Origin of the sequence: Cyclobacterium plantarum, assembly GCF_011290685.1 — a bacterium.
GTDB lineage: Bacteria > Bacteroidota > Bacteroidia > Cytophagales > Cyclobacteriaceae > Cyclobacterium > Cyclobacterium plantarum.
In genome coordinates this window covers 212,803-226,604 of record NZ_JAANYN010000007.1, presented here as the reverse complement: position 1 = coordinate 226,604, position 13,802 = coordinate 212,803, and the positions used below count along the sequence as shown (strand labels likewise).

General features: G+C 44.7%; 10 protein-coding genes and 2 tRNA genes. 8 read left to right on the top strand and 4 right to left on the bottom strand.

Going from position 1 to position 13,802, the window contains the following annotated elements:
• Positions 1–160: 160 nt before the first annotated feature.
• Together G9Q97_RS17125 and G9Q97_RS17120 are read right to left on the bottom strand one after the other, a co-directional pair.
• Positions 161–236: transfer RNA gene (locus tag G9Q97_RS17125), tRNA-His, on the bottom strand.
• Between the two features lie 76 nt (positions 237–312).
• Positions 313–1,656, bottom strand: coding sequence for a dihydroorotase (locus G9Q97_RS17120; protein WP_166149024.1), 1,344 nt, complete (start codon positions 1,654–1,656; stop codon positions 313–315).
• A gap of 69 nt (positions 1,657–1,725) precedes the next feature.
• Between G9Q97_RS17120 and G9Q97_RS17115 the strand changes: the two genes are divergently transcribed.
• From G9Q97_RS17115 to G9Q97_RS17105, 3 genes are all read left to right on the top strand, one after another.
• The gene (locus G9Q97_RS17115; RefSeq protein WP_166149022.1) at positions 1,726–3,081 is read left to right on the top strand and encodes a DEAD/DEAH box helicase; all 1,356 of its coding nucleotides are present in this window, start codon (positions 1,726–1,728) and stop codon (positions 3,079–3,081) included.
• A 291-nt stretch (positions 3,082–3,372) separates the two neighbouring features.
• Positions 3,373–3,714, top strand: a complete 342-nt coding sequence (locus tag G9Q97_RS17110; RefSeq protein ID WP_166149020.1) for a hypothetical protein — start codon at positions 3,373–3,375, stop codon at positions 3,712–3,714.
• Between the two features lie 61 nt (positions 3,715–3,775).
• A complete protein-coding gene (locus G9Q97_RS17105; protein ID WP_166149018.1) occupies positions 3,776–4,021 on the top strand; it encodes a hypothetical protein in 246 nt (81 codons plus the stop codon).
• Between the two features lie 181 nt (positions 4,022–4,202).
• Here the strand turns inward: G9Q97_RS17105 and G9Q97_RS17100 are convergent, their stop codons facing one another.
• A complete protein-coding gene (locus G9Q97_RS17100) occupies positions 4,203–5,069 on the bottom strand; it encodes an alpha/beta hydrolase (protein ID WP_166149016.1) in 867 nt (288 codons plus the stop codon).
• Positions 5,070–5,774: 705 nt separating this feature from the next.
• On the opposite strand from G9Q97_RS17100, the gene G9Q97_RS17095 reads away from it, so the two are divergent.
• From G9Q97_RS17095 to G9Q97_RS17080, 4 genes are all read left to right on the top strand, one after another.
• Complete coding sequence (locus tag G9Q97_RS17095; RefSeq protein ID WP_166149014.1) at positions 5,775–6,263, top strand: TlpA family protein disulfide reductase; 489 nt, start codon at positions 5,775–5,777, stop codon at positions 6,261–6,263.
• A 4-nt stretch (positions 6,264–6,267) separates the two neighbouring features.
• Positions 6,268–6,894 (top strand): thioredoxin family protein, encoded by a 627-nt coding sequence (locus G9Q97_RS17090; RefSeq protein WP_166149012.1) that lies wholly within the window; start codon positions 6,268–6,270, stop codon positions 6,892–6,894.
• Positions 6,895–6,901: 7 nt separating this feature from the next.
• Positions 6,902–9,112: a hypothetical protein gene (locus G9Q97_RS17085; protein ID WP_166149010.1), complete on the top strand. Its 2,211-nt coding sequence runs from the start codon at positions 6,902–6,904 to the stop codon at positions 9,110–9,112.
• Positions 9,113–9,440: 328 nt separating this feature from the next.
• Entirely contained in the window at positions 9,441–11,591 is a 2,151-nt protein-coding gene (locus tag G9Q97_RS17080; protein ID WP_246255764.1) for a ligand-binding sensor domain-containing protein, read from the top strand.
• A 498-nt stretch (positions 11,592–12,089) separates the two neighbouring features.
• Here the strand turns inward: G9Q97_RS17080 and G9Q97_RS17075 are convergent.
• Positions 12,090–12,160 (bottom strand) — tRNA-Cys (locus tag G9Q97_RS17075).
• A gap of 370 nt (positions 12,161–12,530) precedes the next feature.
• Here G9Q97_RS17075 and G9Q97_RS17070 point away from each other — a divergent pair.
• Positions 12,531–13,799: a c-type cytochrome gene (locus tag G9Q97_RS17070; protein WP_166149008.1), complete on the top strand. Its 1,269-nt coding sequence runs from the start codon at positions 12,531–12,533 to the stop codon at positions 13,797–13,799.
• Positions 13,800–13,802: the final 3 nt, after the last annotated feature.

Sequence of the window (13,802 nt, the reverse complement as noted above, 5' to 3'; positions counted from 1 at the left end):
GAAAATATCTATGTGCCACATCATGATTTATGTCAAAAAACGTAATTTGTTTCAAAGTGTTTTAAAATTTTGGCCATTGAATGGTCTAATTTGAAAACACCACTAAAATCAATAAATCTGTCCTTATAAAAAAGGACCCTCCCGTTGTAGGGGAGGGTCTGGGTGAAAGACCGGGTTCGAACCGGCGACCTCTGGTGCCACAAACCAGCGCTCTAACCAGCTGAGCTACAATCACCATTTTATGCTCTTTTGATCCTTTTATCAGAAGAGAACGCAAAGGTAATATGCTTTTTTTAGTCAAGCAAAATAATGTTATATATTTCTTGAAAATTTAAGCCTTTCCCCCTGTTTACTTTCGTTAAATGTGCCATTATCGTACGCCAGGTGTCCGGAAACGATGGTATGGGTGATTTTTGAACGGAAGGTCTGCCCCTCAAACGGAGACCAGCCGCATTTTGAAAGAATATTCTCCCTCTTTACTTCCCATGGGTCATTTAGATCAACCAATACCATATCTGCTTTGTATCCCGGCCGGAGGTAACCCCTCTTTTCGATTTCAAAAAGTACTGACACATTGTGGCTGGTTTTTTGAACGATCTCCTCCAGACTTATTTTATTTTCATGATACATTTCCAGCAAAGCCGGCAAGCAATGCTGCACCAGCGGACCACCTGAAGGGGCTGAGGTGTAAGGATGGGATTTCTCTTCCAGGGTATGTGGGGCATGATCCGTGGCTATCACGTCTATATGACCATCAAGTAGCCCTTTTAAAATGCCTTCCCTGTCTTTTGCGGTTTTAATGGCAGGGTTCCATTTGATGAAATTGCCTTTTTCTTCGTAATCTTCTTCAGCAAACCACAAATGGTGCACACAGGCCTCGGCCGTAATGCGCTTTTCCTCCAATGGAAGCCGATGGTCAAAAAGCCGGACTTCCTTGGCTGTGCTGATATGCAGGACATGTAACTTGCTGCCATACATTCTTGCCATGTCCACCACTGTCTTGGAGGCGTCGAAGCAGGCGGCCTCTGTCCGGATTTTTGGATGGAAACGGGTTGGAATGTTGTCCCCGTATTCCTTTTTGTATTTTTCCAGGTTGGCCTTGATGATATCGTCATTTTCACTATGGGTGGCGATCAATATAGGGCAATACCTGAATATTTTCTCCAGGCTTTCAGGGTTGTCTACCAGCATATTTCCGGTGGAAGATCCCTGAAAAACCTTCACTCCACAGACTGTTTCCGGATTGACTTGTTTGATAGTCTCAATATTGTCATTGGTCGCTCCCAGGTAGAAAGAATAGTTGGCCAGGGATTTTCCTGCCGCCAGATCGTATTTATTTTCCAGCAATTCCAGGTCGGTCGTTTGTGGATCAGTGTTGGGCATCTCCATATAACTGGTGATTCCTCCAGCCACTGCAGCCTTACTTTCCGTGTAAATTTCAGCTTTATGGGTCAATCCGGGCTCGCGGAAATGAACCTGATCATCAATTAAACCCGGCAACAGGTATTTTCCCCCGGCATTTATTTCAATATCCGCCTCATGACCGGAAAGGTCGCCTCCAACAGCAAAAATCAACCCCTCCTTTATATACGTATCCCCTCGCATTATCTTCCCTTCATTCACTATATTTGCATCACGGATCAATATTCTTTTCATGTCATTTGTTTTTTATGGGCGGGTGTATGAAAATTTCATTCCTCATATTTTCCTTAAAATTATAAAATCATGTCCGATCGGCTGCAATCTTTTGAAAATTTTAAACTCAATACCCAACTTTTAAATGCGATAAAAGAAATCGGATATACAAAACCCACCCCTATCCAGGAAAAAGCCATCCCTCTTGCCCTCTCCGGTCATGACATCCTTGGTATTGCCCAAACAGGGACCGGGAAAACTGCAGCTTACCTGTTACCACTCCTATATAAGGTCAAATATGCTCAGGGGGAGCACCCCAGGGCGCTGATACTGGCACCGACCAGAGAACTTGTCATGCAGATAGAAGCAGACATCATGGGTTTGGGAAAATACACCGACCTGCGGTTTGTATGCTTGTATGGTGGCCTTGGACCTAAGCCTCAAATAGAAAAAGTAGCGCAGGGTGCGGATATCATCATCGCCACTCCGGGTAGGTTTATGGACCTGTACAAAAAGGAAGTGTTGTATACCCGGGATATCAAAACCATGATCCTGGATGAAGCCGACAAAATGCTGGATATGGGATTTCTGCCCCAGATCAGGGCCATCTTGGAAATCATCCCCGTAAAACGCCAAAACCTCCTTTTTTCTGCCACATTTAGCGAGAGAATTGAAAGATTATCACACGAATTTCTTGAATTTCCGGAGAGGGTGGAAATAGCACAGCAGGCCACCACTGCTGAGACCATTACACAAGCCAAGTTTTTTGTGCCCAATTTCCAAACCAAACTGAACCTGCTGGAGAAAATTGTCAAAGACCACAAATTCGAAAGAGGGATAGTGTTTGCCAGATCCAGAAAGAATGCCGAAGCCGTATTTCGTTACCTGGAACATCACCAGCCCGGAAGCATCCGGGTCATCCATGCCAACAAAGGTCAGAATACGCGCATCAACAGCATGGAGGAATTTAAAAAAGGAAGTGTTAAAATATTGGTGGCCACCGATGTGGCTGCCAGGGGCCTTGATGTAAGCATGGTGAGCCATGTGGTCAATTTTGATGTTCCCCTGATTTACGAAGATTATGTACACCGGATTGGAAGGACCGGCAGAGCAGAAAATGAGGGCATAGCCTTTACTTTTATCAATCCGGCAGAGGTCTACCATTTTGAAAAAATAGAGGGCATTATCCGAATGCAGGTTCCGGAACGCCGGATTCCCAGGGATATTACGGTACACGAAACCCCCTTTGAGGAAAAACAAGCCTTTGAAATGGAAATAGACAAACAAAAAAGAGGAAGTGATCCCGATTTCAAGGGGGCTTTCCATGAAAAAAAATCTCCTCCCAAAAAAGCGCAGGAAAAACCCAAAAAACGCGGTAACAAAAATAGCAAGGCCAAAAAAAACCGCAATCAAATGAAAACCAAAGGCAAATGGAAAAAGAGTTGATCGCCTGTGTTCCTGGTTTCCATTTAAGTTTTATACCAAAAAATCAAAATTCTATTTGTACGCAATTATTTGCCCTTTAAAAATAAAAATTTGCAAATTGAAATTAACACATATTTTGTTACTGTTTTTTGGTGAAATAAATTTTTTTATTTTGGTATTTAATATGATCTTTGCTTCCATATCATCACCAAATTTTTAAGGGTGATGCATATCGAAGAGGAAGTCGGTGTTGGATTTTTTCCAGCTTTTTAACGTAAATAGAGATCATTCACCTTTTAATCTTATTAATCCATGAAAAGATTCATGTGTGTTTTTTTGCTGACTTTTATGATGGTCAGCCAGCTATGGGGGCAAATGCAGTTTTTTAAAAATGCAGATTTTGAAAACATTGCCTATGCCCATGAAACAATCGCCACAGTTCCATTTCTCACGAAAGTAACCTTACTGCCGGATCAAATGGATACCATTAGTGGGCAGCAGTTGGCTTCGATGGAAAAAACTGAAGGGGAAAGCATTCAAAAAGCCATTTACAGCTGGTTTCTGCAAAGGCAGGAGAATGGAAAATTGTCCGTTACCATTCAGGAGCCGGCCATTTCCAATGCCAAATTAAAAGCAGCAAGGCATTACCCCTGAAAATTATTACAGCTATAGTCCTGCGCATCTGGCGCATATTTTAGGAGTAGATGCAGTAGTGATGGGCTATTATGAGACCAATCAGCCCAAGGCAGGTCAAGTGGGGAACATCGACTGTGAAAGTCGAAATAAACAAAACCTCACCAATCTGGCGGTGATCAACCTGTCTATTTTCAATGCTGAAGATGGTGAACTGTTGGTTCAATTCCAAAATGGCATTGCGGCCAATCAGGAAAGCATGAATGAAGAAATCGTTCAGGCCCTGATGAAGAAAGTTTCCAAAAGAATGGCCTATACCAAAATCTAAAACATTTCATGTGTTTCTAATTGTCTTTAAGTTGTCACATGCCCGCCCGGATGATGCCAGTCGGACGGGGAATCTCGCATGCTTTATAATCATCCCACTGTGTGACGTTCTAGTCATGCTCGATTTCATCCAACTATAATTTAATCTATCAGATAAGCTCCGGTTAAACCCTGGGCTTATTTTATTTCTGCCGGAAAGTATCCGAAACAAAACTCAATACATGAGGAAGGGATTCCCTCCAGTAAGTCCAGTTATGGGCACCGTCCCGTATCCTGAACTCGTGCGGTATTTCTTTTTTCTTCATGGCAATATGCACCAGGCTGTTGCCTTCGTATAGAAAATCATCATCGCCACAGTCAAAAAACCATTTGACGGATTTCATCTCCTCCGGATCATTCAGTTCGATCTGGCGCAAGGCCTGATGCCGGTCGAAGTAGGCTTCTAAGGTGGAAGGTTCTTTGACAGGTGTTTGGTTGTTTTCCAACCCCTTTTTGAAATCCTCAAAACTGGAATTGCGCAAAGACGCGCTGAGGGGACAGGCAGAAGAAAACAGGTCCGGTCGATGCATGGCATAAAAGAAGGTGCCTCCTCCGCCCATGGACAAGCCTGCTATGGCCCGGTAGCGCTTTTCCTTTTTGATCCTGTACTGGGACTCAACATAGGGCATCAGCTCTTCAAAAAAGAAATCCTCATAGCGCCAGTCGTTGTTCACATCATTAAAATAACCTCTTTTACCTGTATTCGCATCGGGCATGACGATGATCATCTGTGTGGCAATGCCTTCGGAAAAGGCCTTGTCTGCGATATATTGCACCTCTCCAAACTGTACCCAGCCTGTCTGATCGTCTCCTGCGCCGTGAAGCAGGTAAAGAACGGGGTAGGAGCGCTGGGAATATTCATATCCGGGAGGCAGGTAAACGGCAAATTTCCTCTCCATATTCAGGATCTCGCTTTCCATGCTGAGCGCATCAAAAACACGACTTTCCTGGGCATGCAAGCTGCTGACCGTGATCAAAATTAAAGACAAAAGGAGTAGTAAAGGCTTCATTGTTATACTTGGGTTAAGTTTAAATTTTTCAGGTGGGTAAAGATTTGTACAGCTGGTTTTTCCATTATTCCGGCCACAATCTACTCAATTTACTTTTAACCAAAAACTATCGTTTGAAGATTTGTCTGTTTTGAAACTGCTGTTAAGTTTCCTGCAGTAGAAGGATATTCTTGATAAGATGTGCCCTCAGGTGGCCATTTTCAGTAGCCTTGAAATGAAAACAGGGGGGACGGCATTCGTGGTTGCCCATCAACGCCATGGCCTGATCAACGTCTACTATGGCCTGACAATTGACAAGACTTCAATTATTTTAAGTCCCCTGTCTATATGGTCACCGACATAAAGTGTCTTTCTTTCCGGATTTGAATGGGCCCTGTTTTTTTTGGATTACCCCGATTTCACAAACCATTCCTCCAGTTTATCTGCAAGGCGTGAATGGCGCCTTTTAGCTCAATGAAAACCTTTATAAGTAGTTGATTTTTAATGGGTTTTAATCCCTTTTTTGCGCTGAAGACAAGTTTTTCCAATGTGATGTAATAAATTGCACAATTTTCAACCAAAAAAATGCACACCTAAATATTGAACCAGGTTTTCTGAAAAGCGGCTCTTCTCCCAGTAAAAAATCAGCTTCAATCCCCTCCGAAACCCTAAGGTGGCATTTTCGTTAAAACGGTTACCAACATCAACCTTTCTAAAACCGTATAAATGAACGCATTTTTTTTAAAAATCATCCTCTTCTATTTTCTGGTACCGGGTTTTTCAAGTACCGAAAAACCTGATCCGGATTTTAAAATCATCTCTTTTGAAGAATTTGAGTCCCTGACTTCGGCGGATTCGGAAAAATTACGCATTTACAATTTCTGGGCCACCTGGTGCGCCCCTTGTATCCGTGAAATGCCCCATTTTGAACAAGCCAGTAAAGACAACCCTGAGCTTGAACTGGTATTTATTTCTATGGATGACGGACGCAGACCGGAAAGGGTGACCTCATTTATGGAAAGAAAAGACATCCAATCCCCCGTCTACCTGCTCAATGATGTGGATTTCAATTCCTGGATTGACAAGGTGGATAAAAGCTGGACAGGTGCCATTCCTGCCACCCTGTTCATTTTACCTGATGGTAAGCGCCGTTTTCATGAAGGAGAATTGGAAGAAAATGAACTGCAAAACCTGATCGATCAACTCAAACCCTAAAACCATGAAAAAGACAAGCCCTTTTATCCTGACTCTTTTTGCACTGCTGTGCATCACCCAGATATCCCTGGCCCAAAATGCAGGTTATTCCGTTGGGGATGAAGCCATGGATTTTGAATTGACCAATGTGGATGGTTCACTGGTTTCTCTCAGTGGTATGGAAAATGCGAAAGGAGCCTTTGTGATTTTTTCCTGCAATACCTGTCCCTATGTGAAAGCCTATGAGGATCGGATGATACAATTGCACGAAAAATACGCTCCTCAGGGATATCCGGTGCTTGCCATCAACCCCAATGATGCCCAGGTCAGCCCCGGGGACAGCTTTGATGCCATGAAAAAGAGGGCGCAGGAAAAGGATTTCCCATTTCCTTACCTCCATGACGAAAGCCAGGAGGTCATCAAAGCATATGGAGGTTCCAGAACCCCACATGTCTTCCTGCTGAATAAAGAGGATGGAAAGTATATCGTCAAGTATATCGGTGCCATAGACAACAATTACCAGGATGCTTCAGCAGTCACCAGGCACTATGCAGCAGAAGCGGTGGAAGCAGTGATCAAAGGACAAAATATAGGTGAAAAAACCACCAAAGCCATAGGATGCAGTATCAAATGGACCAGAAAGTCGGAGTAGGGTTATTATGAAAACCAACTTTTCAGGTAAATTCCATTACAATCTTTTTCTAATAATCTATTTTATTTGCCTGGCAAAGTCCGCAAGTTGCCAAGACAGCGAATGGTTCCCATTTCAACCGAAAAACTACTATCAAACCGACAACCTGGATCTCAGCGATTGGCTGGATGCACCGGCAGGCAAACACGGGTTTGTGCAGATGAAAGGCACTGACCTGGTCTTTGAAAATGGCCGGCAGGTTAAATTTTGGGGAACCAACATCAATGGCAGCAACCCCTTTTCTTCCGCAGAAAAAGCAGCTGATTGGGGGAGGTTTTTAGCAAAATTTGGCATCAATTGTGTGCGCTTTCACAAATTTACCTGGGATGCTACCGATGAGCAAAGCTCCACTCAGCTTAAGTCTGAAAAATGGGAGAATTTTGATTATTTCAGCTTCACGCTGCGTGAAAAAGGCATTTATTATGGCTGGTCCCCTATTTATGGGCACAGGGTCAAACCCGCCGACAGTACCAGGCTTCTGGCCTACGATGAAGTAGCCAATACGGATTTTCCATGGGCACACCTCAACGGCTCCACGGCATCATTGGTTAATTTTGCCGGGGATTTGCAAAACCTGAATATTGAGTTGGTGGTCAATATGCTCAACCATAAAAATCCACATACAGGTCTGCGCTATGCCGATGATCCTGCCCTGGCCTTTGTGGAGTTCCAAAACGAAGACAATATTTTTTGGGGTGCTATTGAAAAAACCCTGGAACAAACCCCTACTTACAGGGCTTTACTTTGCCGCAAATTCTCCGATTGGCTTCAGGAAAAGTACGGGACCCATGAAAAATTAATAAGGGCCTGGAATGGGGAAGGGATTTCCGAAGGAGCGCATTTGGATAAAAAGAACCTCTACCCCAACCCGAATCATGGCTTTTTCAGCCATGAATACGAGCAAGCAGTGGCTGAAAGCAGGCCTGTTAAACAACACGTTTTGGATAAACTAAATTATCTTTTTGAGGAGCAAGCAAAATTCTACTTTAAATTTAAGGAGGCGGTAAGAGCTACGGGATACAAAGGAACCATTGTAGCAAGTTGCTGGCAGGCGGGAACCGGACTTTCACATTTATATAACCTGTATGCCGACTACCAAGTGGGAATGATCGACAGACACAACTACTTTGGAGGAGGAAGTGGCCATAACCTAAAGATCGGAAAAATATCCAATCCTTCCATGTTGTCCCAAATTGGCTCCGGATTATTTGGGACGGGCCTGCAGCAAGTCAGTGACCGGCCGTTTGCCTTGTCGGAATGGATGAGCCTGATTCCTTCAGAATGGACTGCTGAAAGTTCTCCCATTATTGCGGCCTATGGCCTGGGACTTCAGGGATGGGATGCTTCCTTTAGCTTTGCCATAGACCAGCCCTCCTATACCCCCACGATTCAAACACCTCCATGGGGAGGAGTCTACAACGTTACTTCACCTACCCAATTGGCATTATACCCTGCACTGGCCATGATGGTTTACCGCAAGGACATTCTGGAGGGGGAAACCATTGTAGACAGGAAAATAAATTTTGAGGCATTGGAAGCCGGAGCAAGCTTTTTCGATGAAAAGGTTATTCAGGATCACGACCGGAAAGTTTTTAAAAGCAATTTCCCCATAGCGGCGATGGCAGCGGGCAAAATCACGTTAACATTTACCAGTGAAGATCTTCCGGACGAAATAGGGAACCTGGAACCCTACGAAAAGGATGGGGGAATTGTTTCCAATACAGGGCAACTGTACTGGACAGAAGAGAACAGAGGGCATTTTACCATCAATAGTTCGGGAACAAAAGGACTGGTAGGGTTTGCAAAAAACAGTAAGATAGACCTGGATCGGTTCAGTATAAAAACCGACAACGAGTTTGCCGTTATATTGCTGAGCAGTATGGATCCTTCCAGAGGTCTTGGAGATGCTGACAGATTACTGGTCACCACAATGGCCCGTGCAAAAAACACTGGCATGGAATACAATGAGGACAAGACGGAATTACTCGCCACCGGCGAGGCACCTGTGTTGCTTGAGCCTGTAAATGTGGAACTCAGCCTGCCTGATGATCGGACCTTTACGGTACATGTACTTGACCATGCTGGCAATAGAACCGGCAAAACATTGCCTGTCAGCTCAAACACCATAACAATCAGGGGAGCGGAAACCAAAGCCATTTATTACGAAATCGTTTTTTGATTATTTCTTCCTGAATGTTATTTCAGGGCATCTTGGTGCTCCGGGGAGGCAGGGGCATTCCCCGGTCAACATATACCTTTCAACAGGTTTAAGAATTAGAGTGCTACGCATGAACATTAAGCCCTGTTTTTTTATTCAGGAAGCCCGAAAGTTGGGAAAACACCTCGACTATCCTTCTTGAAATGGCCTATCTTTCAGCTCCCGAAGTATAGCACTTGATACCTTTCCGATAAGGGAAAAGGCCAAAGAGGTCATTTAATCAGGTTTAAATTGGGCCAAAAAGGGTATGCCGAAATTTAAGTTTCAATCCTTAACACCAGAAAACAGTATGAAAACATCCACCAAGTACTTTCTCCTCCAAAGTTTAGGATTGATGCTTTTTCTGAATTACTTCTCCTTTTGCCAGCAGCCCGGATACTTCGATCAGGGAATCAGCAGAAACATTACTCTACCTGAAAGAGCAGGAAGAAATGTTCTCCAACTTTTTGCAAGAGGCGATTCTGTCCTCATGCTTACTTCACATGGCCTATTTACCTATTATCAGGGTTCCTGGTCAGGAAAACCTTTTATCAGCGGATTGCAATTTGGGGTCATGGATCCTTCACACCAGGTTTGGCTTTCCAACGGGCGATCTATCTGGTCTGAAGGAGGTAAAAAAATCCCCAATCCTCCTTTGCATTCCGGGGAATCGATCACCTGCCTTGCCTGGGTAGATACCCAAACCCTCCTTGCCGGCAGCAGCAGGGGGCTGTTTGTCTGGAATGGGGAATGGACCCTGCCAGCAGCCCTGAAAGAAATTAGCATCAATTCCCTTGCCATTGATTCAGAAGGAAGCTGGTGGGTAGCCGGAAATACAGGACTTTGGCGGCACAAAAACGAAATGTGGACCAATATGGACAGAACCGTTATGGCCCCGGGACATGAAAGCAGGTATATGGCCCTGGAGCCAACAGCTAGTGGAGGCAGCCTTTACTTTAGTTCAGCAAAAGCAGTAGGCAAATTAGCGGAAAGTGCTGACAACTGGCTGGCCAAAGGCTCGGATGGCTTGCCATACGGACCAGTTACCCGGATCGAAGAAAAAGATGGGGTGATTTGGATGGCAACTGCCAAAGGGTTGATCAAAAAAGAGGAGAATTGGCAGTACTTTGCCGGGAAAAGGTGGTTACCGGATGATAGGGTACAGGATATATTAGCAATGAGAAATAAAAAGGTCTGGGTCGCCACTCCACAGGGGATTGTGGAAATAGGGAGTGTAAGGATGAGCCTGGAAGAGAAGGCTGACTCCCTGGAACAAGTACTTGAAGCCCGCCATAATCGAATGGGATTGATCAACCGCTCTAAGCTGGCTGTCCCTGGGGAGTTGAGTAGTAGTTTTATGGAAAATGAGGATAATGATGGGCTTTGGACCTCCTGTTACCTGATCGCCCAATGTTACCGTTTTGCAGTTACCAGAGACGAAACGGCAAGGAAAAGGGCTGTGCGGACCTTTGAAGCCTTGGAAAGACTGGAAACCGTCACCGGTATTCCTGGCTACCCTGCCCGTTCCTATGCCAGAGCAACCGATCTGGTCGCTCCTTCCCGCTCCCCACATCCCAAAAACTGGCATCTTTCAGCCGATGGGCAGTGGCAGTGGCTGGATGACACCAGTTCGGACGAGATTGTGGGGCACCTTTTTTCTCTGGCCCTGTTTCATGAGCTGGTAGCCAATGACTCCCAACAAAAACAGGTGGTAGCCCTGATAGACCGGATCGTTAGTCATATAGTAGACCATGAGTTCCAGCTTATTGATGCCGATGGACTTCCTACCCGTTGGGGCATTTGGAATCCGGATTCGCTCAACCGGTCTTCCAACTGGATGTACGAGCGGGGACTCAATTCCCTGCAAATCCTTTCCCATCTGAAAACAGCCTATCATTTTACCGGTAAGCAAAAATATGAAAATGCTTATCGGTTATTGGTCGAAAAAGAAGGATATGCAGTAAATGCCCTTACCGCTAAAATGACCGATCCATTTGAAATCAGCCATTCGGACGATATCCTGAATTTCTTCCCCTATCACAATCTGTTTCGGTATACCCCAAAAGATGATCCTTCTTACCCCTTGTACCTCAAAAGTCTGAGACGGTCATGGGAAGCGGTCCGAAGCGATCGAATGCCTGTTTGGAACATTCTAAGCAGCAGTCTGCTGGGAGAAGCGCTTGATTTGGAAATTGCGCAGCAAATCTTAGAAGAGTTTCCGCTGGACCAGGTCAACTGGTCTTATACCAACAGCCACCGCTGGGATATCAAACGAGATGAATTTCCTGGACGTGGAGGAGCTGCGCAGGCATTGGTAGCCCTTCCGCCCGCCGAAAGTAATGTTTCCCGCTGGAACACCAATCCCAAACAACTGGATGGCGGGGGAAAGGGACTGTCAGAGGAGAGTGGGAGTTTCTACCTGGTAGCTTACTGGATGGGACGGTATTACGGGTATTGGTAAAAAGATCAATGAACCTGATCCTGGGGACAGGCACGGTAAAAAAATGGCCGGGGCGGGACCAAAGCTAGTAAAAACAAGGTATACATTCCGATACAAAGATGCCCGAGGGCAATACTTGCCCCCTGCCAAAGGTAGGAGTAGCCTGCGCCTATATTTTTTCGGTGAATCCTGCAGGCTAATAATCATCACTTCGTGAATCGCTAGCGTCAGGCTTCATTTTAAATTGGGAATCTGCAATTGAATTTTACAGAAAGCACAGATTGACACAGTGAAAAATTATACTGAAAAAAGTACTTTACCTTGGACCTGCTCTCGCCGACATTATAAAAAGAAAGGGCTTGCCATTAACCAATTGTAATGGCAAGCCAGGCCCGTTTTCAAGATCGATTTTTTTTGCGACCTGAGCCTGGGTAAATGGTATCACAAGCCCCTTGCCTGGGGGAATAAAAAGCAATAGGGGCAATATAAAAAAGCATCCCTTTTGGGGATGCTTTCCGGAGGTCGAGAGCGGATTCGAACCGCTGTACAAGGTTTTGCAGACCTCTGCCTAGCCACTCGGCCACTCGACCTTTTGCTTAATTGAAGCGCAAATTTAGGCATAAATACTTCCGAATTCAAATACCTGGAGTTAAAAATATTATTTTCATGGACAGGCCATTTTTTTGCCAATCGTTTCGAAATTTCTTTTGCCCTAAGGTACGGTGTAAATTTTATTTGGCAAATATTGACAATTAGAGGTTATTTATAACAGTTCTAAATTAAATGAATGTTCTGAAAAAAAATCATAAAATATTGAAATACAATTATTTACATTGACTACACAATTTTATCCCAATGATTTGGAGGCTGCTTCGGCAAGTTTGAAAAATAGAACTTGGGTAGTACATTTGTGGGGAATTTGAATTGCACTGAGGTAATCTGAAAAAAGTATATATAACTATGTCGATCATGCGCTCATCAAAAGGGGTTTCAATTCGCCTATATCACCTGTTGGTCCTGTTTTTCCTGTTTTTGGGAGCACAGGCATATGCGGTAGACCCTGAAGTTCCGGAAAGCGAGGATGCTATTTCTTCCGGAGAGTCAATTTTTAATGCCAACTGTAAAACCTGCCACAGACTGGATCAAAAGCTAATCGGTCCTGCCTTGCGTGGGGTTACCGACCGCAGGGAACTGGATTGGGCAAAGAGTTTTATTCTGAATTCTCAGGCCGTTATCCAAAGTGGCGATGCCACTGCTGTGGCTCTATTTAAAGAATATAACAATACGGTCATGCCGGCCATGGACTTTTTAAGTGACGGGGACCTGATGAACTTGCTGGCCTACATTGAGTATGGAGGCAAAGCGGATGCGGAGGCTGCTGCTGCTGAAGGTGGGACAGCTGCCGGAGAAGGTGGAGGTTCAGGCGGGGGCATCCCCAGTGAATACCTGACCATCATCCTGGTGGTATTGGTAATTGTCCTGATCCTGGTACTGGTAGTTCTGGGATTGATTGTATCGGTATTGACCAAATACATGAACAACAGCGACAAGCTGGATGAGGAAGATAAGGAGTATATCAACCAGAAAACGGATTACCTGGGTATATTAAAGAGTGATGGCTTTATCCTGATCGTCACGACCATAGTTCTTGCCTTTGTAGTCAAAACTGCCATAGACGGCTTATATACGGTAGGCGTACAGCAGGGTTATGCCCCTGCGCAGCCCATAGCCTACTCCCATGAACTGCATGCCGGGCAATATGAAATTGAATGTCAATATTGTCATACTGGGGTGGAAATCGGCAAATCTGCCAACATCCCTTCAGCCAATATCTGTATGAACTGTCACATGCACATCCAGAATGTAGGTGGCAAAGAGGGTATTTCCCCTGAAATAGCAAAAATTTACGATGCAGTGGATAACAACCAACCGATCGAATGGGTGAGGGTTCACAACCTTCCCGACCTTGCCTACTTTAATCATTCCCAGCATGTGGCTGTAGGCGGAGTCGAGTGTCAGACCTGCCATGGTCCCATTGAAGAAATGGAAGTGGTATACCAACACAGCGCCCTGACCATGGGATGGTGTATAGATTGTCACAGAAATACTGAGGTCACGACTCAGGGAAATGAATACTACGATAAACTCGTGCAATTGCATTCCGAATCCAAAGATGCCTTGAAGGTCAAGGATATTGGTGGGTTGGAATGCGCAAAGTGTCACTATTAAATC